Source organism: Klebsiella sp. PL-2018, from assembly GCF_019048985.1.
GTDB classification, from domain to species: domain Bacteria; phylum Pseudomonadota; class Gammaproteobacteria; order Enterobacterales; family Enterobacteriaceae; genus Klebsiella; species Klebsiella michiganensis.
Window position 1 is genome coordinate 5,501,787 of record NZ_CP077673.1, and the last position, 21,409, is coordinate 5,523,195.

A 21,409-nucleotide genomic window follows, 5' to 3' on the forward strand; every position below is an offset into this window, starting at 1 on the left:
CCTTGTCTATTATCCGCACCACCCTGCTGGCGCTATTCGCCTGCGCCCCGTTGCTGGCCTGCGCCGCGTCCAATGAAATCACCACCGCCTGGCCGGTCAACGTGGGGCCGCTCAACCCGCACCTCTATACGCCCAACCAGATGTACGCCCAGAGCATGGTCTATGAGCCGCTGGTAAAGTATCAGGCGGATGGCTCGGTAAAACCCTGGCTGGCAAAAAGCTGGACCCACTCGGCGGACGGCAAAGTCTGGACCTTCACCCTGCGCGATGACGTGACATTTTCCAACGGCGAAGCGTTTGACGCCCATGCCGCCGCGGAGAACTTCCGCGTGGTGCTCGATAACCGCCAGCGCCACGCCTGGCTGGAGCTGGTCAATCAGATCGTCGAGGTCAACGCGCTCGACAAAAACCAGCTGCAAATCACCCTGAAAAGCGCCTATTACCCGTTCTTACAGGAGCTGGCGCTGCCGCGCCCTTTCCGCTTTATCGCCCCGTCGCAGTTCAAAGACAATGAGACCCTGCACGGCATTAAAGCGCCGATTGGCACCGGTCCGTGGGTGCTGAAGGAATCAAAACTCAATCAGTACGACGTGCTGGTGCGTAACGAGCGCTACTGGGGCGAAAAGCCGCAGATTGAAAAAATTACCGTCAAGGTGATCCCGGACCCGACGACCCGCGCGGTGGCCTTTGAAACCGGCGATATTGACCTGCTCTACGGCAACGAAGGGCTGCTGCCGCTCGACACCTTCGACCGCTTCAGCCACAACCCGGCCTACCGTACCCAGCTTTCCCGCCCGATAGAGACGGTGATGCTGGCGCTGAACTCCGCCAAAGCCCCCACCAACGAACTAGCGGTGCGCGAAGCGCTGAACTTTGCGGTGAATAAAAAATCGCTGATTGATAACGCCCTGTACGGCACTCAGCAGGTGGCCGATACGCTGTTCGCCCCCACCGTGCCCTATGCCGATATTGGCCTGACGCCGCGCCGGTACGATCCGCAGCAGGCGAAGGCGCTGCTGGAAAACGCGGGCTGGGTCCTGCCTGCGGGTAAGGATATTCGCGAGAAAAACGGCCTGCCGCTGCGGGTTGAGCTGTCGTTTATCGGTACCGACGCGCTAAGCAAATCGATGGCGGAAATCATTCAGGCCGATATGCGCCAGGTTGGCGTGGACGTGTCGCTGGTTGGCGAGGAAGAGAGCAGTATTTATGCCCGCCAGCGCGATGGTCGCTTCGGCATGATTTTCAACCGTACCTGGGGCGCACCCTACGATCCGCACGCCTTTATGAGTTCGATGCGCGTACCGTCGCACGCCGATTTTCAGGCGCAGCAGGGATTAGCCGACAAACCGATTATTGATAAAGAAATCGGCGAGGTGCTGAAAACCACAGATGAAACGCGGCGTCAGGCGCTGTACAAAGACCTGCTGACCCGACTGCACAACGATGCGGTCTATCTGCCCATCAGCTACGTCTCGATGATGGTGGTCGCCAGACCGGAGCTGGGGGCGATTCCCTACGCGCCGATCGCGTCTGAAATTCCGTTTGAACAGATTAAGCCGGTGAAACCCTGATGTTACGTTACGCGCTGCGGCGGGTCGCGCTGCTGATACCGATGATCTTCGCCGCCTCGGTGATTATTTTTTTAATGCTGCGCCTGGGTACCGGTGACCCGGCGCTGGACTATTTGCGCCTGTCAAACCTGCCGCCGACGCCGGAGATGGTGGCCTCAACCCGCGCGATGCTGGGGCTGGAGCGGCCGCTTATCGTCCAGTACGGCAGCTGGCTGTGGCAGGCGCTGCATCTGGATTTTGGCGTTTCGTTCGCCACCCAGCGTCCGGTGCTGGATGACATGCTGAGCTTTCTGCCCGCCACGCTGCAGCTGGCCAGCGCCGCGCTGGTACTGATCCTCCTCACCTCCGTGCCGCTGGGCATCTGGGCGGCGCGGCACCGCGACCGCCTGCCGGATTTTATTGTGCGGATCATCGCTTTTCTCGGCGTGTCGATGCCCAACTTCTGGCTGGCTTTCCTGCTGGTGATGTTCTTTTCGGTTTATCTGCAATGGCTGCCGGCGATGGGCTATGGCGGCTGGCAGCACATCATTCTGCCGGCGGTGTCGATCGCCTTTATGTCGCTGGCGATCAACGCCCGCCTGCTGCGCGCCAGCATGCTGGAAGTCTCCGGGCAGCGTCACGTAACCTGGGCCAGGCTGCGCGGCCTGAACGACAGGCAAACCGAGCGCCGCCATATTCTGCGCAACGCCTCGCTGCCGATGATTACCGCCGTGGGGATGCATATCGGCGAGCTGATTGGCGGCACGATGATTATCGAGAATATCTTTGCCTGGCCCGGCGTGGGCCGCTACGCCGTCTCGGCGATTTTTAATCGCGATTATCCGGTGATTCAGTGTTTCACCCTGATGATGGTGATCGTTTTTGTGGTCTGTAACCTGATGGTTGATCTGCTGAACGCCGCGCTGGACCCGCGCATTCGCCGCCATGAAGGAGCGCGCTCGTGAACTTTTTCCTCTCTTCACGCGGGTCCGTCCGCATTTCTTTGCTTATCATCGCCCTGCTGGCGGTCGTTGCGCTCACCAGCCAGTGGTGGCTGCCGTACGATCCGCAGGCGATCGATTTGCCTTCGCGCCTGCTGCCGCCCGGCAGCCAGCACTGGCTCGGTACCGATCATCTGGGGCGCGATATCTTCTCGCGTCTGCTGGCGGCGACCCGCGTATCGCTCGGCTCGGTGATGGCCTGCCTGCTGCTGGTGCTGGCGCTGGGACTCCTCGTCGGGGGCTGCGCCGGGCTTATCGGCGGCCGCGTCGATCAGGCCACCATGCGCGTCGCGGATCTGTTTATGACCTTCCCGACCTCAATCCTCTCTTTCTTTATGGTGGGGGTACTGGGAACCGGGCTGACCAACGTGATTATCGCCATCGCCCTGTCGCACTGGGCGTGGTATGCGCGGATGGTGCGCAGCCTGACAATCTCCCTGCGCCAGCGCGAATTTGTGCTCGCCGCGCGGCTTTCCGGCGCGGGACACGTGCGGGTATTCGTCGACCATCTGGCCGGCGCGGTCATTCCGTCGCTGCTGGTGCTGGCGACCCTGGATATCGGGCATATGATGCTGCACGTCGCCGGGATGTCGTTTCTCGGCCTCGGCGTCACCGCGCCAACCGCCGAGTGGGGGGTGATGATTAACGACGCCCGCCAGTATATCTGGACCCAGCCGCTGCAAATGTTCTGGCCAGGACTGGCGCTGTTTATCACCGTCATGGCCTTCAACATGGTGGGCGACGCGCTGCGCGATCGCCTGGATCCTCATCTGATCGCGGAGCACGCCCACTAATGCCGCAACAAATTACACTGCAAAACATCGTCTTACAGGCCGAGCGTCCGCTGGTGCACGGCGTATCATTGACGCTCAAACGCGGGCGCGTGCTGGCGCTGGTTGGCGGCAGCGGCAGCGGAAAATCGCTAACCTGCGCGGCGGCGCTGGGCATTTTGCCTCCCGGCGTACGGCAAACGGCGGGGATGATCCTCGCCGACGGCCAGCCGGTCTCCCCCGGCGAGCTGCGCGGCAGCAAAATCGCCACCATTATGCAGAACCCGCGCAGCGCCTTTAATCCGCTGCACACCATGGCGACCCACGCGCGGGAAACCTGCCGGGCATTGGGTAAACCCGCAGACGACGCCACGCTTACGGCGGTACTGGAAGCCGTTGGGCTGGAGGAGGCGCAGCGCGTCCTGAAGCTTTATCCGTTCGAGATGAGCGGCGGCATGCTGCAGCGGATGATGATTGCCATGGCGCTGCTGTGCGAGGCGCCGTTTATCATTGCCGATGAACCCACCACCGACCTGGACGCCGTGGCCCAGGCGCGCATTCTCGATCTGCTGGCAGGTGTTATGCAAAACCGCGGGCCCGGGATGCTGCTGGTCACTCACGATATGGGCGTCGTGGCGCGGCTGGCGGACGATGTGGCGGTGATGGATAGCGGCTGCATTGTGGAACAGGGGGATGTAGAAAGCCTGTTCAACGCTCCGCAGCACAGCATCACCCGCAGCCTGGTGGCGGCGCATCTCGCCCTCTACGGACTGGAGCTGGCCTGATGACATTACTGAGCGTATCCGCGATAACCCATCAATATACCGATTCAACGGTGCTAAAAGAGGTCTCTTTGGCGCTGAAAAGCGGTGAAACCGTTGCCCTGCTGGGACGCAGCGGCTGCGGGAAAAGCACCCTGGCGCGCCTGCTCGTTGGCCTGGAATCCCCCACTCAGGGCAGCGTCTGCTGGCGGGGAGAACCGCTCTCCCGGCTCAATCACGCTAAGCAAAAGGCGTTCCGTCGGGATATTCAGATGGTGTTTCAGGACGCCATCAGCGCGGTGAATCCGCGTAAAACGGTACGCGAGATTTTGCGTGAACCCATGCGACATCTGCTGTCATTGACGAAAGCGGAACAGCTGGCCCGGGCAAGCGACATGCTCAGGGCGGTGGATCTCGATGTTAGCGTGCTCGATAAGCGCCCCCCGCAGCTGAGCGGCGGACAGCTGCAGCGCGTCTGCCTGGCGCGCGCGCTGTCGGTTGAGCCGCAGCTGCTGATCCTTGATGAGGCGGTGTCTAACCTCGACCTGGTGCTCCAGGCGGGCGTCATTGGTCTGCTCAAAAAGCTTCAGCGACAGTTTGGCACCGCCTGTCTGTTTATCACCCACGACTTACGTCTGGTGGAGCGTTTTTGCCAGCGGGTGATGGTGATGGATGAGGGGCAAATCGTTGAGACGCAGGTAGTGGGCGACAAATTAACGTTTTCTTCCCACGCCGGTCGCGTGTTACAAAATGCGGTACTTCCCGCCTTTCCCGTGCGCCGTAATAAGGTTTAAAACAGATGCAACGTATCACGATTACTCTTGATGACGATTTACTCGACACGCTGGATAGCCTGAGCCAGCGCCGCGGCTATCATAATCGCTCCGAAGCCATCCGCGATATTCTGCGCGGCGCGCTGGCCCAGGAAAGCGCTCAGGAGCACGGCACCCAGGGCTTCGCGGTACTCTCCTATGTTTATGAACATGAGAAGCGCGATTTAGCCAGCCGTTTAGTTTCCACCCAGCATCACCACCACGACCTCTCCGTCGCCACCCTCCACGTACATATCAACCATGACGACTGTCTGGAAATCGCCGTGCTGAAAGGCGATATGGGCGACGTTCAGCATTTTGCCGATGACGTTATCGCCCAGCGCGGCGTGCGCCACGGCCATTTGCAGTGTTTGCCAACGGAGAAGGAGTCACCCCACTCATAGCTGTGGGATGCGATAAATGACTCTTTAACGCGCGATCGGGACTAACGCCATTATGGCGACTCGTTGGCCCATGCGCCTCGTATCGGTTTTGCCAGCAGGGCAAGAACGGCAATCATGCTGATTTCAATCGAAAACGACCAGCAAATATGTCCGAGGGTTTCGCTCCACAGCTCGTAGCCATTCAGGTTCCACAGCCACCCGGTTTCCCCGTTTAAATAGGCGGGATGCCTGAAGCCCAGCGCGGGAATGAGGAAGCCGTGCATAACGAGAGTAATAATCAGACCATAGGCCGCGCCGTACCAAAGCCGGATTTTCGGCCAGTATGCGGAAATGAAGACATAGAGAAAGGCAAAAGCAAAGCTGAACAGCCAGTGGTAAAGCATGACGGCGCCGGGGATTGTCACCCCCTGATAAACGTAGTCCAGCGAGTGTGAATTAATGCCAAGCCAGCCGAGCCAGGCGTCGATATGCGCCGCCGGGGGCGATATCTCGCCCGCCACGCGGGGCGGCATATTAGCTTCCGTTCCCGACTTCACCAGAGAGCTGATGAACCCTCCAATGAGCGTCGTCCAGATAATAACCTGAAGATTAATCCTGTTTTTCAACATAACAGCGTTCCTCTTAAATATCGCTTATACGATGGGTCACCTCAGTTTTTTCAACCAACAATCTCGCGGGAAATAGCATTTATAACGCATCCATTGCTAAGTATAGTTTGAAAAAATTTTGTTCACCCTAAGAGGGGAAAATCCCCGTATCGCCCTGATCGCAATAAACTTTCGCCTTTTCTCAACAATTAATAAACCACATGAATTATATGCTTGGTTAATCATCTCTCTTCGCGAATAATCAGGCCTCATTTAACGATCTCGTTATGGCGAGGCTCCTGCATAAACATAAGTTACCGCCCTGTTGGTATCGAGAGAGACCACTCAGGGAAATACAGGCTTCCATCGAATCAAGGTGTTGCCAAGGTAACTTCTGACGGCGTTCATGCCGGGCAGATACGTTGTGCAGTGCTAAAACCAGGACGTAGGGATCTGCCTGTGCTCATCCTGTCTTGTTCGCCCCTATGAGTGATTTTTTATAGGGAATTACACCATGTCTTCCATTCAACTGTGCGCCGCACATCAGGCTACCGCAGCGTTCGACGGCGACGCGATCGCCCAGTACATGCGTACCGATTTCATTACCCTGCCGGAACATTTCAGCGTTCATGAAGCGCGTGAGCTGTTCGTTTCTCAGCTGGCCAGCGATGAGATCCCCGGCCAGGTTTTTGTCGTCGCCGGGAAAAAACTGCGCGGCAGTTTATCGATTAAAAAGCTGCTGCAGGAGAGCGATACCGCCCAGTCCATTCGTTATTTAATGGATAGCTGCCTGTTTCGCGTCAGGCCTGACGACCCGCGGCCGCAGGTGGTCGCCGAGCTGGCCGAGCGCGGGCTCGACCTCGTGCCGGTGGTCGAAAAGGGCGAGCTGGTCGGCTGCCTGATGGAAAAAGAGATCGCGCATCTGCTGGAAGATGACGTGACCGAGGATGCTCAGCGTCAGGGCGCGACGCTGCCGCTGGAAAAGCCCTACCTGGAAACCAGCCCGTGGGCGCTGTGGAAAAAACGTTCGGTATGGCTGCTGCTGCTCTTTGTCGCCGAAGCCTATACCAGCAGCGTGTTACAGCATTTTGAGGAAGCGCTGGAGTCGGCGATTGCGCTGGCCTTTTTCATTCCGCTGTTGATTGGTACCGGCGGCAATAGCGGAACGCAGATCACCTCCACCCTCGTGCGTTCCATGGCGCTCGGCGAGGTGCGGCTGCGCGATATGGGGCGCGTAATCCGTAAAGAGGTCTCAACCTCACTGCTGATTGCCATTACGCTCGGCCTGGCGGGCTGCCTGCGCGCCTGGATGATGGGCATCGGCATGGAGATCACCCTGATTGTCAGCCTGACGCTGGTATGCATTACCCTGTGGAGCGCGGTGGTGTCTTCGGTGATCCCCCTGACGCTCAAACGCGTCGGCATCGACCCGGCTGTAGTTTCAGCGCCGTTTATCGCCACCCTTATCGACGGTACCGGACTGATTATCTACTTCAAAATTGCCCAGTATTTCCTGGGGCTGAACTGATTATTTTGCCCGGCGGGAAGGACTTGCCGGGCTGTTTTATTCCCGCCCGAATATCCGCAATCGCATTAAGCAATCTCAGTAACTCTGGAGCAAGCCGATAAAAAGCGTGTCCTTTTTCCGTTAAGATAACTTTTCTGATATTCCTGCCGCGCTTAATCAGGTTGAAACCCAGTTCATTTTCAAGCGCACATACGCTGGTTGTTATCAACGAAGGCGCAATACTCAGCCGCTGCGATACAAAATGAATACTCCCCTCCCGAACCATAAGCATGAATATCTCCACCTGTGATTTATTCATTGCCGAAACCTCTCCAGATTAACCTTTGGCTTACGTTTTAAGTTGTCCACCGGGCAATGTCAATCGCTACAAGAAAATGCTCTCCGCATATAAATAAAATAAAGTGTGAAGCTCACCATTCGCACATTTAATCATGCATTTCAGCCATTTCATAATTAAATAACCGGCCTCACTTCGGCGTTCAGGTATGTGAAGAACATCACCACAACTCGTTGACCACAAAAACAAAATACACATAAATATCAAAGCATTACAAAAAACATCCATCTTGCATGAATGTATGGCACACGCCATGCAATTACCTCCACGTGATCAACACTGGAGATAGTTAAATGACGTACAAAATTTTACTCCCGCAGGAAATCATGGCAGAAGGGAGAGAATATCTGGAAAGCCGCGGTTATCAACTGATTAACGGCTCAGGGATGGAAGAAGAAGATATCATTCGCGACATCGTCGATTGCGACGGTATTATCGTCCGCCTTTCAAAAATGTCCGACCGCGTATTTGAAGCGGCTAAAAAGCTGAAAGTCGTTGCGCGTCACGGTGCCGGTTACGATACGGTCGATCTGGCGTCGGCTAAACGTCACGGCGTCGTCGTATTAAATGCGCCAATTGCTAACAGCATGTCCGTTGCCGAACTGGCCATATTTTATATGCTGCACTGCTCGCGTAATTTCAAGCTGGTACAGGAAAAGATGCTTGAAGATTATTACTGGGCAAAACTGCGCACGCCAAAAGTGGAGCTGGATGGAAAAACGCTGGGTTTAATTGGCGTCGGGAATATCGGTTCACGCGTGGCAATCAAAGCGCTGCATGGCTTTAATATGAAAGTTATCGCCTATGACCCGTATAAAACCCAGCAGCAGATCCCCGAAGGCGTAGAGCTTACCAACGATTTTGACCGTATTTTCAAAGAGAGCGACTTCGTTTCTCTGCACTGTCCGACGACGGCGGAAACCACCGATTTTGTCGGAGAGAAACAGTTTTCCATGATGAAGCCTACCGCCTATTTCATTAATACCGCACGCGGAAAGCTGTTTGATGAAAAAGCGCTGTATCACGCCTTGAGCACCCACGCTATCGCCGGGGCGGGCGTGGATGTTTTAAAGAAAGAGCCGTTTGATGCCAACGACCCGATTTTCTCGCTAAGCAATATCGTGATTGCCCCGCATATTGGCGCCGCCACCATTGAAGCGACCGACAGAGCCTCGCTCCATTCCGCGATTGGCATTGATGAAGTCTTATCCGGTAAGAAACCGTCCTGGCCGGTCCCGGGTTTTTAAGGAGAAAAAAATGACTATTGGTAACCGTATTTTTTTAAAGCGTCCGACCTGCAGCGTCGATCTTCTTAAAGAATTTGAACAGCTCCCGGCGGCGAATATTGCTGACACCATGAACCGTATTGCCGTTCTGGGTAACGGCATTAAACGTATCTCTTCGCCGAAAAAGCCGATTATGGCGGGGTTCGCCATCACCGTGAAAGTCCGCGCGGGCGATAACCTGATGCTGCACGCCGCGCTGGATATGGCGGGTGAGAACGATGTGATTGTGGTCTCCAACGAAGGCGACCGTTCGCGGGCATTAATGGGCGAAATCATGGTGGCCTATGCCCACTGCATGAAAAAAATCGCCGGTATCGTGCTGGACGGGCCTATCCGCGATATCGATGCGCTGTCGGTTCTCGATTTTCCGCTGTTCGCTACCGGCTCTAACCCCGCAGGCCCGTTTAAACAAGGTCCAGGGGAGGTGAACACGCCGATCGCCGTTGGCGGCGTCGCGGTTTGTCCGGGCGACCTGATCGTCGGCGATGCGGATGGCGTGATTGTTATTCCCCTCGGCGACGCAGAAGCCGTACTGAATAAAGCCAAAGAGTATGCAAAATTCGATGCCAGCAAAGTAGAGGCCGCCAAAAACGGCACCGCGAATCGCCTTTGGGTCAAAAAATCACTGGATGAGACCGGCGTTGAGTTTATCGACGACATGTATCGTTAATTTGATTAAATAATATCAGGCCGCGGTGCCCTGACGGGCCGTGGCTTTAAAGCAAAGGTAATAAAAATGCTTTATTTAAAACTCTTGCCCATTATCTTTTTCCCCGTTTTATTTTGGATAATACCGCACCCGGAAGGCGTCTCCGCACCGACCTGGCATATGGTTGGCATCTATCTGGCGATGCTGTGCGGGCTGGTTTTGCGCCCGTTTACCGATGCGGTCATTATGCTGATTATTCTCGGGTTTGCCTCTCTGGTTCTCGACCCCGCTCCCCTGTTTGCCGGTTTTGGCAGCCCTATGGTCTGGTTTATTATCAGCGCCTTTATTATTTGCAAAGCGTTTGTTATTACCGGACTGGGTAAACGTATCGCCTATCTGCTGCTAAAACGCTATGGAAAAAATACCCTCACCCTGGGTTATCTGATGATGGTGACTGATACCGTACTGGCCCCGGCAACGGGTTCAAATATGTCCCGTTCGGGAGGCATTACCTATCCCATCTTCAGGAACATTGCCGAAGCGCTGGGCTCGAAGCCCGACGACGGTAGCCGCAAAATCGGCGCCTATCTGACCATCCTGATGTACGTCGTCTCAATGGGAACCTCCAGCCTGTTTCTGACCGGGATGGCGACCAACTCAATTACCGTCTCGCTGGCCAACGAGATCATGAAGGTGAATCTCGAATGGATGACCTGGTTTAAAGCCGCCGTGGTGCCAGCCGGACTGGTGCTGCTGCTCGCGCCGTGGATACTGTATAAAATCTACGCGCCGGAACTGAAAGTTATCGATAACGTCAATGAAATTGCCGAGAAGGGCCTGCGTGAGCTGGGTCCGGTAAAACGTGAAGAGAAGCTGCTGATCGTGTTCTTTGTCCTGGGCGTGCTCGGCTGGATGACGGGTTCCATCACCGGCATCGCCTTTATTCCCGTCGGCCTGGCGTTCCTCGCCTGTCTGCTGCTTTTCGGCGTGCTGAGCTGGAATGACGTGGTGAGCGAAAAATCGGCCTGGCAGACCTTCGTCTGGTATGGCGCGTTTTATGGCTGTGCGGTTGCCCTATCAAAAGGCGGGTTCTACGTCTTTCTGGTGGACGTTATCAAAAACTATCTCGACCTGTCGCATCTCAATGAAATCAGCGCGATTGCCGTGCTGGTCTTTATCAGCCTTGCCGTCCGCTATTTCTTTGTCTCGAACAGCGCGTTCGTCGTCTCTTTCTATCCGGTACTCTTTACCCTGGGAATGACGACCCAGGCGCACCCGATGTACGTGGCGCTTTCTCTGGCTTTCTCCGCAGGCTATGGCGCACTGCTGACGCACTACGGCAACGGCGCGGGCGTATTTACGTTCTCCAGCGGCTACGTCCCGCAAAAAACGTTCTGGATGTTGGGCACCATCATGGTGGTGGTCAACGTATTAATCTTCTTCCTGATCGGTATTCCTTACTGGAAGTTTATCGGCATTTAACAGGAGCATAAAATGAAACTGGATATTCTGATTAAAAACGGTCTGGTCGCCGATCCCGAAGGTCATGATTATATTAATCGTAATATTGGCGTTATCGGCAATCGCATCGTGGACTTAAATACCGTTGACGATTTGCAGGCCGAAACGGTGATTGATGCCGCGGGTTGTATCGTGCTGCCTGGCTTAATCGACTTCCATGGTCATGTTTTTCACGGCGGGACCGCCATCAGCGTCAACCCTGACATCGTATGCTTGCCCAACGGGGTCACCAGCATGGTCGATGCCGGCAGCAGCGGCTGGGTGAATTATCAGCTTTTTCGCAATAGCGTGATTCATCCTGCCATGGTGAAAATCAAAAGCTATTTGAACGTGGTCAACGTCGGGCTTTCCACCCTCGGGGGCGGGCCGACCGGGTATCTGGAAAATACCAATCCGGCGAATTACAACGAGGAGAAAATCGCCCAAACGCTGAATAGCAACAGAGACAATATTCTGGGATTGAAACTACGCTACAGCCAGGATATCGCCAAAGGGAAACAGTACGCCAGCGACCCTCTTCTCTCTACCGTCTCCCTGGCGCGTAAACTGGATACCACGATTTGCGTTCACGTCACGGACTCTCTTCTCTGCGCCGATGAACTGATCCGCTATTTTAATGCCGATGATATTTACGCCCACTGCTTCCACGGTACCGGTCACTCGATTCTCGATGAACAGGGCGAGGTCTATGCGGCAATAAAAGAGGCGCAGACCAGAGGGGTTATCTTCGACTGTTCAAACGGCGTGGCCCACTTTGATTTTCACGTTGCCAGAACCGCCATGGAGCAGGGATTTTATCCCGATATCATCAGCACCGATCTCACCCTGAGAAATAGCTTACGGACGGATAAGGTCTACAGTCTGCTCCACGTCATGTCGAAATATCTCAACATGGGAATGTCCTTCTTCGATATCGTTCGCGCGGTAACCGCCACGCCGGCCCGCCTGATGAAAATGCAGGGGCAAATTGGTACCCTGGCGCCCGGCGCCAGTGCTGATATTTCCATTGTTAAGCTGCGAAAAGAGAACGTCATTTTTGAAGATACCCACGGGGTCAAACTCGAAGGTGACCGTTATATCGATAACTGCGCTACCTTATGCAACGGTCAAATTGTCTACCGCCGCCTGCGTTTCTAATCACTAATGACATAGCCTTACGCATTTGCTATGCGTAAGGCTTTTATTCTTAATATCGTATTATATGACCACCCTCATTGATTCTCCCTGTGCTCGCCATATAATAAACATTGCAAACCCAGAACACCTGAGCGAATAATATATGAAGAATAATGAAATTGTCATTTTTTCAGTTTCCAAAACAATAACCCAACGCATCATGAATGTTCTTATTGAGAGGAAGCTCGATGTTCCGGTATATGAATTTCGTTATTCTGACGTTCTCGATAAAGCGAATGAGATGATCCAGTCCGGCGCTAAGATAATTATTAGCCGAGGCGGCACCGCCGCCCTCCTGCGTAACAATATTAGTATCCCGGTCATTGAGATCGCCCATGATTTTCACGGCGTTTATCGCATTTTACAACAGGCCAAAATCAAATCACAAAAAATCGCCGCGGTTGGTTTCCCCCAATTTTGTAATGCCTTACGTCATTATCAGAACATGACTAACGAAGAGTTTAAAATTTGCCAGGTATACAACCACAATGATATTGAAAACGTTATAAAAAATCTTTCAGAGAACGATTACCATACGGTCATCGGCGGCCTTACGGTTGCTGAAATGGCTAAAAAATATAATCTCAATGCTATTATGGGAGATACCGATAATATTTCGATTGAGCAGGCCATCAATGAAGCCTATAGCCTATTAAAATATCTCAACCGAGAAAATACCAAGCTCATCATGAGCCACGCCGCGCTGAATCAAGCACGTGAGGGCATCATGTGTATTGATCAGTTGGGTGAGATCATAAATATTAATGCTATCGGCCTGAGCTTATTCCAGTGTCATGTCGGAGATAAAATATTCAAAAAAGAGGCATTTAAAGATATTTACCCCAGTATTATTAACGAATTAGATATTAAAGAACAGGCCGTTGATATTAACGGCCAAACTATTTTTATTTCCATACGTCATTTTTCCAACCGCCAAACATCTTATAGCATTATTACAGGATTAAACCAAGAGAGTTCACTTTGGCAAAATAGTATCAGCAAAAAAAGTAAACTCCGCGGTTTTTCCACAACCTGGTCTTTCGACGACATTATTGGCCAGTCTCCGGCGATACGCGATGTAATAAAAAAAGCTAAACTGTGCGCCCGCCACGAACTTCCCATTCATATCTTGGGCGATACCGGCACAGGTAAAGAGCTTTTCGCTCAGAGTATTCATAACCATAGCGCCAGAAGCCACGGCCCTTTTATCGCGATTAACTGCGCGGCCATTCCCGAGAGCATTCTGGAAAGTGAACTCTTTGGCTATGCCGACGGCGCATTTACCAGCGCGCGCAAGGGCGGAAAACCGGGGGTGTTTGAAATGGCGATGAACGGCACGGTGTTTATCGATGAAATCAGCGAAGCGCCGTTATCGGTACAGGTTAAGCTGCTGCGCGTGTTACAAGAGAAGCAATTCTCTCGTCTCGGCGGCGATACGCTGATCACCGCCGATTTTCGCCTGATCACCGCCAGCAATAAAGATCTGCGCCAGCTCGTCGCCAGCGGTGAGTTCAGGCAGGATCTGTACTATAGAATCAATATTCTTGAGTTGAGTCTACCGGCCTTACGCCAACGACCGGGCGATATCATGTTGTTGATTCAGCACCTGCTTTATCAGCAAGGTAAGCAAATCACATTTACCCCCGACGCGGTGGATTTTTTGCATCGCTATAGCTGGCCTGGCAACATTCGTGAACTTCAGGCGGTTATCTACCGGCTCATCGTCCTGCTGGACATCGATCGAGTGAGCAAAGACGTTTTGCTGCAGATCGGTCAAATTTCACCGGATGACGCCAACGAGAGCTCTCACTTCCCGGCCGCGGGCGTGGCATCAGATGAAACCGATTTATTAAAGAAACAAGAGAAACGGCTGATTAGCCATGTCATAGAAAAAACCGACGGGGACAGAACCAAAGCGTCGGTGATGCTCGGCATCAGCCCCACGACCCTGTGGCGCAAATTAAAGCAGCACAATATCAGCGGATAAGGCGGAGCCGGGTCCGCTGATACAGAGCAGGCGGTTATTTCTGTTCCGCTAAAGCCTGCGCGCATGCCCAGGCTGACGCCCACGCCCACTGGAAGTTATAGCCTCCCAGCCAGCCGGTGACGTCCATCACTTCGCCGATAAAGTACAGACCGGGCACCTTGCGGGCCTCCATGGTGCGCGAAGAGAGTTCGTTGGTGTCGACACCGCCGAGGGTCACTTCCGCCGTGCGATAGCCTTCGGTGCCATTCGGCTGGACGCGCCACGCGGTCAGCGTCTCAACCAGCGCCTGCTGCTCGCGAACGTTTAGCTGTTTCAGGGTGACGTCCGGCAGCTGCCCCAGCTGCTGCAGGCACTCAACCAGCCGCTTTGGCAGCTGTATTGCCAGGGTGTTCTTCAGGCTCTGATTGGGATGCGCCGCGCGCTGCTCGTTAAGGAAGTCATCAAGATGGCAATCCGGCAGCAGATTGATGCTGACGAACTCTCCCGGCTGCCAGTAGCTGGAAATTTGCAGTACCGCCGGCCCGGACAGCCCGCGGTGGGTAAAGAGCAGATTTTCCCGGAAGACGGTCCCGTTTTCCGCCGTGATGGTGGACGGCACCGACACCCCGGAAAGCACCTGCAGCTGTTCGAGCAGCGGCTTATGCAAGGTAAACGGCACCAGGCCCGCGCGGGTCGGCAGCACCTTCAGGCCAAACTGCTCGGCGAGCTTATAGCCAAACGGCGAGGCGCCCAGGCCGGGCATGGATAATCCGCCGGAGGCAACCACCAGCTTTTTCGCCGCCACCGTCTCGCCGTTAAGCTGTAGCGTATAGCCCTCATCATCCCGCTCTACGCTGATAATTTCGCTACGCAGGCGAATGTGTACGCCGCCTTTTTCGCACTCGGCCAGCAGCAGGTTAACGATTTGCTCGGCGGAATCATCGCAGAAAAGCTGGCCCAGGGTTTTCTCATGCCAGGCGATACCGTGTTTGCTAACCAGATCGATAAAGTCCCACTGGGTGTAGCGCGCCAGCGCAGATTTGCAAAAATGCGGGTTTTGGCTGAGATATGCCGCGGGTTCGATATACATGTTAGTAAAGTTGCAGCGGCCACCGCCAGACATCAGGATCTTCCGCCCGGGCTTTTTGCCGTTATCGAGCAGCAGCACCCGACAGCCTGCCTGCCCCGCCTGCGCTGCACAAAACATTCCCGCCGCTCCGGCGCCGATTACGATGGCATCAAACCTTTCCACACAACATTCCTCATATCCCGATTGTCGGGAATTGTAAATTTTTCATTCTGGTCGCACCAGACTGAAAAAAACAGATTTGCGTACCTCATTGAAAGATATAGGAATACTCCCAACAAGGTAAAACTTAAACAGGAAGAAAATCAAAAAAAGTCTATATTTCACTTTGCCCGCGCCGCGAAAGTCACTGATAATGCGCCGCGTTCATGTCCTCAAAATGGCGTAACGTCCTATGGTACATTTATTTGCCGGTCTGGATTTACATACCGGGTTACTATTATTGCTTGCTCTGGCTTTCGTGCTTTTTTACGAAGCGATCAATGGTTTTCATGATACCGCAAACGCGGTTGCAACGGTGATTTACACTCGCGCAATGCGGTCGCAGCTTGCTGTGGCGATGGCGGCTCTTTTTAACTTCTTCGGCGTTCTGTTGGGCGGTCTCAGCGTAGCCTATGCCATCGTGCATATGTTGCCGACCGACCTGCTGCTTAACATGGGTTCAGCACATGGCCTCGCCATGGTCTTTTCCATGCTGCTGGCGGCAATTATCTGGAACCTCGGCACCTGGTACTTCGGCCTTCCGGCCTCCAGCTCGCACACCCTGATCGGCGCGATCATCGGTATTGGTTTAACCAATGCCCTGATGACCGGTACGTCGGTGGTGGACGCGCTGAACATCCCGAAAGTCATGGGTATTTTTGGCTCGCTGATCGTCTCGCCAATCGTTGGCCTGGTCGTAGCGGGCGGCCTGATTTTCATTCTGCGTCGCTACTGGAGCGGAACCAAAAAACGCGCCCGTATCCACCTGACTCCAGCCGAGCGTGAAAAGAAAGACGGCAAGAAAAAGCCGCCGTTCTGGACGCGTATTGCGCTGATTCTGTCCGCCATTGGCGTCGCGTTCTCCCACGGCGCGAACGATGGTCAGAAAGGCATTGGCCTGGTGATGCTGGTGCTGATCGGCGTGGCTCCGGCTGGCTTCGTGGTCAATATGAACGCTTCCGGCTACGAAATCACCCGTACCCGCGATGCGGTCAACAACGTGGAAACCTTCTTCCAGCAGCGTCCTGAGCTGTTGAAAAAAGCGACCGGCGCCGAGCAGCTCATCCCGTCTCCGGACGCAGGGGCTGCCGCAAACGGCGAGTTCCACTGCCACCCGGCAAACACCATCAACGCGCTTGACCGCGTGAAGACGATGCTGACCGGTACCGAAAGCTACGACACGCTCTCCGTGGAACAGCGTAGCCATCTGCGCCGTATTATGCTCTGCATCTCCGACACCACTGACAAAGTGGCTAAGCTGCCGGAAGTGAATGCTGACGATAAGCGTCTGCTGAAGAAGTTGAAAACCGACATGCTGAGCACCATCGAGTACGCGCCAATCTGGATTATTATGGCGGTTGCGCTGGCGCTGGGTATCGGCACCATGATCGGCTGGCGTCGCGTGGCGACCACCATCGGCGAGAAAATCGGTAAGAAAGGGATGACCTACGCACAAGGTATGTCAGCTCAGATGACCGCCGCCGTATCGATTGGTCTGGCGAGCTATACCGGTATGCCGGTTTCCACCACCCACGTGCTCTCCTCCTCGGTAGCGGGGACGATGCTCGTTGATGGCGGCGGTCTGCAGAAGAAAACCGTCACCAGCATCCTGATGGCCTGGGTACTGACCCTGCCCGCGGCGATTCTGCTGTCCGGCGCGCTGTACTGGCTCTCGCTGCAGATTATCTAAGCGAATATCAGAAACAAGAAAGATAAACGGGTCAGGAAACTGGCCCGTTTTTTTTGTATCGTGAAGCTAGTGCCAGATAGCCAGGGCAATCATGCTGACCACCACCAGGCCGCATAGCGCGCTGGTGAGAATAAACTGCCGACGAACCCGCTCGCAGCGGCGGATAAATTCATCGTCGTGGTGATCGCGGTAGCGCTGGGCGTAGATGTACCACACCAGGCGCACCTGTTTGCCGGGCTGCCCGTGCGACGTAAAAAAACCGCCGCCGTCGACATATTGATAGAGCAAAGGGTCACAACCACGTAGCACAACAAGTAATGCACGCAGCGACGAGAAGTAGCGTGCCATATTCACTACACATACGATACACAGGGCCCAAAACAGCGCAACAGTGCTGATCATACCTCCTCCCCGGCGACCCGTCCTCGGAGGCTCCCTCCGGGACTACCGCTCCCCAATATCAAACCGACTGTACTGTGAAAGAGTGCGATTCCGATCACGTTTATTTATCCGACCGGCTCATTAAATAGTGTAGGAGATCAGTTAATTTTTTTACCACAACGTTAATCATTATCAATGCATAAGTCGGATATATTTGTTTAACTATTCGCTGAACAAGGTGGATTGACGGATCGCGAGGGGCGCTATAAGGTAGAAATATCTTCTACAATTAGGTCCTTAAGGACTCCCCCCGCGAATGTAGCACGCAGGACGCGGGCGAAGCGGCAGCGCTGGCTGTCAGGTCCAACGGTCATCGACAACTTATGGAAGGAGTAACACCATGGCTTACAAACATATTCTTATTGCAGTAGACCTGTCCCCGGAAAGCAAAGTACTGGTAGAAAAAGCCGTTTCTATGGCCCGCCCCTACAATGCAAAAGTTTCCCTGATCCACGTGGATGTGAATTACTCCGATCTCTACACCGGCCTTATTGACGTCAATCTGGGCGACATGCAGAAACGCATCTCCGAAGAGACTCACCACGCGTTAAGCGAGCTGTCCACCAACGCTGGCTATCCGATCACTGAGACCCTGAGCGGCAGCGGCGATCTCGGCCAGGTGCTGGTTGATGCGATTAAAAAGTATGATATGGACCTCGTGGTTTGCGGTCACCATCAGGACTTCTGGAGCAAACTGATGTCCTCGGCTCGTCAGCTCATCAACACCGTTCACGTGGATATGCTGATTGTCCCGCTGCGCGACGAAGAAGACGAATAACAGGACGTTATTTCATTTCGCTGATGACCAACGCCCGCCAACGCGGGCGTTTTTATTTCCCCCACCCGCCGCAAAAAGCATATAAATCCAAATAATCGCCACAATGCCAGGTTGATCAACCATTTCAAAAGCAATATAGCCATATAATAATTCGCCAAAATAGATAAACATCATATCATTACGCAAAATTAACCTTTTTCAGCGCGTTTTGGCATACGCGTTCATACTTTTCCGGACAGGACTTAAAGGCGAAGAAAGATGAATTCAACCGCACCGACAGGCTTGCTGCAGCAACCTCGCCCATTCTTCATGATCTTCTTTGTGGAACTATGGGAGCGATTTGGCTATTACGGCGTTCAGGGGATCCTGGCCGTTTTCTTTGTTAAACAGCTCGGTTTTTCTCAGGAGCAGGCGTTTATTACCTTTGGCGCGTTTGCCGCGCTGGTATATGGCCTTATCTCCATCGGCGGCTATGTCGGCGATCACCTGCTGGGTACGAAACGTACGCTGGTTCTGGGCGCGATTGTGCTTGCCGCAGGCTACTTTATGACCGGCCTGTCGCTGCTCAAACCCAATCTGATTTTCATCGCGCTGGGGACCATTGCGGTGGGTAACGGCCTGTTTAAAGCTAACCCGGCGAGCCTGCTGTCCAAATGCTATCCGCCAAAAGATGCCCGCCTGGATGGCGCCTTCACGCTGTTTTATATGTCGATCAATATCGGTTCGCTGCTGTCGCTGTCGCTGGCGCCGGTGATTGCCGACAAGTTCGGCTACGCGGTAACCTACAACCTGTGCGGCGCCGGTCTGATCGTCGCCCTGCTGGTTTACTTCGCCTGTCGGGGTATGGTGAAAGATATCGGCTCTGAGCCGGACCACAAACCGCTGAGCCTGCGCAATTTACTGTACGTGCTGGCCGGTACGGTGGTCATGATATTTCTCTGCGCCTGGCTAATGCATAATGTCAAAATCGCCAATCTGGTGCTGATTATCCTCTCAGTGGTGGTGACGATTTTCTTCTTCCGCGAGGCCTTCAAGCTGGATAAAACCGGGCGCAATAAAATGTTCGTCGCCTTTATCCTGATGCTGGAAGCGGTGCTGTTTTATATTCTGTACGCGCAGATGCCCACCTCGCTCAACTTCTTTGCTATCAATAACGTTCACCATGAAATACTTGGTTTCGCGATTAACCCGGTGAGCTTTCAGGCGCTAAACCCGTTCTGGGTGGTGGTGGCCAGCCCGATCCTCGCCGCTATCTACACGCGTTTGGGCAATAAGGGCAAAGACCTGACTATGCCGATGAAGTTTACCCTTGGCATGTTCCTGTGCGCGCTGGGTTTTCTGACGGCTGCCGCGGCGGGAATGTGGTTTGCCGACGCCCAGGGGCTGACCTCGCCGTGGTTTATCGTGCTGGTCTATCTGTTCCAGAGTCTGGGGGAACTGCTGATTAGCGCCCTGGGGCTGGCGATGGTTGCCGCACTGGTGCCGCAGCATCTGATGGGCTTTATTCTTGGGATGTGGTTTTTAACCCAGGCGGCCGCGTTCCTGCTGGGCGGCTACGTGGCGACCTTTACCGCCGTACCGGATAATATTACCGACCCGCTACAGACGCTGCCGATTTATACCGATGTCTTCAGCAAAATTGGCCTGGTGACCCTGGGCGTAACGGTGGTCATGGCGATCATGGTGCCGTGGCTGAACAGGATGATTAATACAAAAAGCGCGTAAAAACGGAGTGGTCGACGAGGTTTCCCGGATTGCGGCTAACGCCTTATCCGGGCTACAGCCCCCCCAGATCGCAAGAACCCGTAGCCCGGGCAGGCGTATCGCGCCGCCCCGGGAACAGAGCGCAGAGTGGCAGAATTTCCCGGAGGCGATGCTGCGCATCTGTTCGGGCTACCAGACCCGCAGACGGCGGTGAACCCGTAGCCCGGGCAAGGCGCATCGCGCCGCCCCCGGGAGCAGAGTGCAGAGTGGCCGAATTTCCCGGAGGCGATGCTGCGCATCTGTCCGGGCTACCAGACCCGCAGACGGCGGTGAACCCGTAGCCCGGGCAAGGCGCATCGCGCCGCCCCCGGGGAAAGGGCCCTGACGCAGGTTGCTTACCCCTGCGGCTCAACCGCCGTTCCGGCATAGATATCAAACCGGTGGCCTTTGGTCACCACCGCGTTCGGCGTCGCGACATCCGCCAGCGGCGGCGCGTAGTCCGGGCGCTTAACCACCACCCGTTTGGTCGCCAGCTGACGCGCCGGCGCCAGCAGACCGTCGGCGTCTAAATCCGGCCCCACCAGCGACTGAAATACCCGCATCTCTTTCTTCACCAGCGCGCTTTTCTGCTTATGCGGAAACATCGGGTCGAGATAGACCACCTGCGGACGCGGAGTGATATCGGTCAGCGCCGTCAGGCTGGAAGCGTGAATCAGCCGCAGACGCTCCCGCAACCAGGGGCCGATTTCAGCGTCGGCGTAGCCGCGCGCCAGGCCATCGTCGAGCAGCGCGGCAACCACCGGGTTACGCTCCAGCATCCGCACGCGACAGCCCACGGAGGCAAGAACAAAGGCATCCCTTCCCAGACCGGCGGTCGCATCGACCACATCCGGCAGATAGTCGCCTTTGATTCCCACCGCTTTCGCCACCGCCTCGCCGCGGCCGCCGCCGAACCTGCGCCGATGGGCCATGGTCCCGCCGACAAAATCAACAAAGATGCCGCCAAGCTTCGGTTCATCGCGCTTGCGCAGCTCAAGATGCGCCGGGGTCATCACCAGCGCCATCGGGTTATCCTCATCCTGCTCCAGCCCCCAGCGGTCAGCCAGAACAGATAAGGCGCCGTCTCCGGCGCCCGTTTCATCAATTAAACAAATTTTCAC

At 54.8% G+C, this 21,409-nt stretch carries 21 protein-coding genes and 1 riboswitch; of the genes, 15 read left to right on the forward strand and 6 right to left on the reverse strand.

Going from position 1 to position 21,409, the window contains the following annotated elements; all coding sequences use genetic code 11:
* Nucleotides 1-2 precede the first annotated feature (2 nt).
* From nikA to nikR, 6 genes are read left to right on the forward strand one after another with little or no spacing between them, the layout of a single operon-like run.
* Nucleotides 3-1,571, forward strand: a complete 1,569-nt coding sequence (nikA, locus tag MKleb_RS26025) for a nickel ABC transporter substrate-binding protein (RefSeq protein WP_025106839.1) — start codon at nt 3-5, stop codon at nt 1,569-1,571.
* Nucleotides 1,571-2,515 carry a nickel ABC transporter permease subunit NikB gene (gene nikB / locus MKleb_RS26030; RefSeq protein WP_025106838.1) on the forward strand — a complete coding sequence of 315 codons (945 nt, stop codon included), beginning with the start codon at nt 1,571-1,573 and terminating at the stop codon, nt 2,513-2,515. The genes nikA and nikB overlap by 1 nt, the downstream gene beginning before the upstream one ends.
* Nucleotides 2,512-3,345: a nickel ABC transporter permease subunit NikC gene (gene nikC, locus MKleb_RS26035; RefSeq protein ID WP_004855132.1), complete on the forward strand. Its 834-nt coding sequence runs from the start codon at nt 2,512-2,514 to the stop codon at nt 3,343-3,345. Before nikB ends, nikC begins: the two co-directional genes overlap by 4 nt.
* Nucleotides 3,345-4,106 (forward strand): nickel import ATP-binding protein NikD, encoded by a 762-nt coding sequence (nikD, locus tag MKleb_RS26040; RefSeq protein WP_014227131.1) that lies wholly within the window; start codon nt 3,345-3,347, stop codon nt 4,104-4,106. Before nikC ends, nikD begins: the two co-directional genes overlap by 1 nt.
* The gene (nikE, locus tag MKleb_RS26045; RefSeq protein WP_025106837.1) at nt 4,106-4,876 is read left to right on the forward strand and encodes a nickel import ATP-binding protein NikE; all 771 of its coding nucleotides are present in this window, start codon (nt 4,106-4,108) and stop codon (nt 4,874-4,876) included. Before nikD ends, nikE begins: the two co-directional genes overlap by 1 nt.
* Before the next feature lie 5 nt (nt 4,877-4,881).
* Nucleotides 4,882-5,298: a nickel-responsive transcriptional regulator NikR gene (gene nikR, locus MKleb_RS26050; protein ID WP_025106836.1), complete on the forward strand. Its 417-nt coding sequence runs from the start codon at nt 4,882-4,884 to the stop codon at nt 5,296-5,298.
* A 50-nt stretch (nt 5,299-5,348) separates the two neighbouring features.
* Here nikR and MKleb_RS26055 read toward each other — a convergent pair whose 3' ends face one another.
* Nucleotides 5,349-5,906, reverse strand: coding sequence for a YagU family protein (locus MKleb_RS26055; RefSeq protein WP_025106835.1), 558 nt, complete (start codon nt 5,904-5,906; stop codon nt 5,349-5,351).
* Between the two features lie 253 nt (nt 5,907-6,159).
* A riboswitch (M-box (ykoK) riboswitch) is annotated at nt 6,160-6,343 on the forward strand.
* Nucleotides 6,344-6,399: 56 nt separating this feature from the next.
* On the opposite strand from MKleb_RS26055, the gene MKleb_RS26060 reads away from it, so the two are divergent.
* On the forward strand, nt 6,400-7,413 hold the full coding sequence (locus MKleb_RS26060; RefSeq protein WP_004855147.1) for a magnesium transporter: 1,014 nt from the start codon (nt 6,400-6,402) through the stop codon (nt 7,411-7,413).
* Here MKleb_RS26060 and MKleb_RS26065 read toward each other — a convergent pair.
* Entirely contained in the window at nt 7,379-7,711 is a 333-nt protein-coding gene (locus MKleb_RS26065; protein ID WP_025106834.1) for a LysR family transcriptional regulator, read from the reverse strand. The genes MKleb_RS26060 and MKleb_RS26065 overlap by 35 nt on opposite strands.
* Nucleotides 7,712-8,043: 332 nt before the next feature.
* On the opposite strand from MKleb_RS26065, the gene MKleb_RS26070 reads away from it, so the two are divergent.
* From MKleb_RS26070 to MKleb_RS26090, 5 genes are all read left to right on the forward strand, one after another.
* Complete coding sequence (locus MKleb_RS26070) at nt 8,044-8,997, forward strand: hydroxyacid dehydrogenase (protein ID WP_217076361.1); 954 nt, start codon at nt 8,044-8,046, stop codon at nt 8,995-8,997.
* 10 nt (nt 8,998-9,007) lie between these two features.
* Nucleotides 9,008-9,706 carry an RraA family protein gene (locus tag MKleb_RS26075; RefSeq protein ID WP_047722841.1) on the forward strand — a complete coding sequence of 233 codons (699 nt, stop codon included), beginning with the start codon at nt 9,008-9,010 and terminating at the stop codon, nt 9,704-9,706.
* A 66-nt stretch (nt 9,707-9,772) separates the two neighbouring features.
* The gene (locus MKleb_RS26080) at nt 9,773-11,167 is read left to right on the forward strand and encodes a DASS family sodium-coupled anion symporter (RefSeq protein WP_004126262.1); all 1,395 of its coding nucleotides are present in this window, start codon (nt 9,773-9,775) and stop codon (nt 11,165-11,167) included.
* 12 nt (nt 11,168-11,179) lie between these two features.
* Nucleotides 11,180-12,343, forward strand: coding sequence for a metallo-dependent hydrolase (locus MKleb_RS26085; protein ID WP_025106831.1), 1,164 nt, complete (start codon nt 11,180-11,182; stop codon nt 12,341-12,343).
* A gap of 142 nt (nt 12,344-12,485) precedes the next feature.
* Nucleotides 12,486-14,369, forward strand: a complete 1,884-nt coding sequence (locus tag MKleb_RS26090; protein ID WP_025106830.1) for a sigma-54-dependent Fis family transcriptional regulator — start codon at nt 12,486-12,488, stop codon at nt 14,367-14,369.
* Nucleotides 14,370-14,403: 34 nt separating this feature from the next.
* Here the strand turns inward: MKleb_RS26090 and MKleb_RS26095 are convergent, their stop codons facing one another.
* Nucleotides 14,404-15,600: a BaiN/RdsA family NAD(P)/FAD-dependent oxidoreductase gene (locus MKleb_RS26095; protein WP_025106829.1), complete on the reverse strand. Its 1,197-nt coding sequence runs from the start codon at nt 15,598-15,600 to the stop codon at nt 14,404-14,406.
* A 229-nt stretch (nt 15,601-15,829) separates the two neighbouring features.
* Here MKleb_RS26095 and pitA point away from each other — a divergent pair, with 229 nt between their 5' ends.
* Nucleotides 15,830-17,326 (forward strand): inorganic phosphate transporter PitA, encoded by a 1,497-nt coding sequence (pitA, locus tag MKleb_RS26100; RefSeq protein ID WP_014227140.1) that lies wholly within the window; start codon nt 15,830-15,832, stop codon nt 17,324-17,326.
* Nucleotides 17,327-17,392: 66 nt separating this feature from the next.
* Here the strand turns inward: pitA and uspB are convergent, their stop codons facing one another.
* A complete protein-coding gene (gene uspB, locus MKleb_RS26105) occupies nt 17,393-17,728 on the reverse strand; it encodes a universal stress protein UspB (protein ID WP_004855171.1) in 336 nt (111 codons plus the stop codon).
* A gap of 379 nt (nt 17,729-18,107) precedes the next feature.
* Between uspB and uspA the strand changes: the two genes are divergently transcribed.
* Nucleotides 18,108-18,545 carry a universal stress protein UspA gene (gene uspA / locus MKleb_RS26110; RefSeq protein ID WP_004126268.1) on the forward strand — a complete coding sequence of 146 codons (438 nt, stop codon included), beginning with the start codon at nt 18,108-18,110 and terminating at the stop codon, nt 18,543-18,545.
* 12 nt (nt 18,546-18,557) lie between these two features.
* Here uspA and MKleb_RS26115 read toward each other — a convergent pair whose 3' ends face one another.
* Nucleotides 18,558-18,731: a hypothetical protein gene (locus tag MKleb_RS26115; RefSeq protein ID WP_155774232.1), complete on the reverse strand. Its 174-nt coding sequence runs from the start codon at nt 18,729-18,731 to the stop codon at nt 18,558-18,560.
* Nucleotides 18,732-18,803: 72 nt separating this feature from the next.
* Here MKleb_RS26115 and dtpB point away from each other — a divergent pair, with 72 nt between their 5' ends.
* Entirely contained in the window at nt 18,804-20,270 is a 1,467-nt protein-coding gene (gene dtpB / locus MKleb_RS26120) for a dipeptide/tripeptide permease DtpB (RefSeq protein WP_025106828.1), read from the forward strand.
* Nucleotides 20,271-20,644: 374 nt separating this feature from the next.
* On the opposite strand, the gene rsmJ is transcribed toward dtpB, so the two are convergent.
* A complete protein-coding gene (rsmJ, locus tag MKleb_RS26125; protein WP_025106827.1) occupies nt 20,645-21,409 on the reverse strand; it encodes a 16S rRNA (guanine(1516)-N(2))-methyltransferase RsmJ in 765 nt (254 codons plus the stop codon).

What these genes read in the sequence shown, in the direction of transcription:
- nikB (WP_025106838.1), top strand. Translation starts at nt 1,571, where the DNA reads ATGTTACGTTACGCGCTGCGGCGGGTCGCGCTGCTGATACCGATGATC.
- nikD (WP_014227131.1), top strand. Translation starts at nt 3,345, where the DNA reads ATGCCGCAACAAATTACACTGCAAAACATCGTCTTACAGGCCGAGCGT.
- nikE (WP_025106837.1), top strand. Translation starts at nt 4,106, where the DNA reads ATGACATTACTGAGCGTATCCGCGATAACCCATCAATATACCGATTCA.
- nikR (WP_025106836.1), top strand. Translation starts at nt 4,882, where the DNA reads ATGCAACGTATCACGATTACTCTTGATGACGATTTACTCGACACGCTG.
- MKleb_RS26055 (WP_025106835.1), bottom strand. Translation starts at nt 5,906, where the DNA reads ATGTTGAAAAACAGGATTAATCTTCAGGTTATTATCTGGACGACGCTC.
- MKleb_RS26060 (WP_004855147.1), top strand. Translation starts at nt 6,400, where the DNA reads ATGTCTTCCATTCAACTGTGCGCCGCACATCAGGCTACCGCAGCGTTC.
- MKleb_RS26065 (WP_025106834.1), bottom strand. Translation starts at nt 7,711, where the DNA reads ATGAATAAATCACAGGTGGAGATATTCATGCTTATGGTTCGGGAGGGG.
- MKleb_RS26070 (WP_217076361.1), top strand. Translation starts at nt 8,044, where the DNA reads ATGACGTACAAAATTTTACTCCCGCAGGAAATCATGGCAGAAGGGAGA.
- MKleb_RS26075 (WP_047722841.1), top strand. Translation starts at nt 9,008, where the DNA reads ATGACTATTGGTAACCGTATTTTTTTAAAGCGTCCGACCTGCAGCGTC.
- MKleb_RS26080 (WP_004126262.1), top strand. Translation starts at nt 9,773, where the DNA reads ATGCTTTATTTAAAACTCTTGCCCATTATCTTTTTCCCCGTTTTATTT.
- MKleb_RS26085 (WP_025106831.1), top strand. Translation starts at nt 11,180, where the DNA reads ATGAAACTGGATATTCTGATTAAAAACGGTCTGGTCGCCGATCCCGAA.
- MKleb_RS26090 (WP_025106830.1), top strand. Translation starts at nt 12,486, where the DNA reads ATGAAGAATAATGAAATTGTCATTTTTTCAGTTTCCAAAACAATAACC.
- pitA (WP_014227140.1), top strand. Translation starts at nt 15,830, where the DNA reads ATGGTACATTTATTTGCCGGTCTGGATTTACATACCGGGTTACTATTA.
- uspB (WP_004855171.1), bottom strand. Translation starts at nt 17,728, where the DNA reads ATGATCAGCACTGTTGCGCTGTTTTGGGCCCTGTGTATCGTATGTGTA.
- uspA (WP_004126268.1), top strand. Translation starts at nt 18,108, where the DNA reads ATGGCTTACAAACATATTCTTATTGCAGTAGACCTGTCCCCGGAAAGC.
- dtpB (WP_025106828.1), top strand. Translation starts at nt 18,804, where the DNA reads ATGAATTCAACCGCACCGACAGGCTTGCTGCAGCAACCTCGCCCATTC.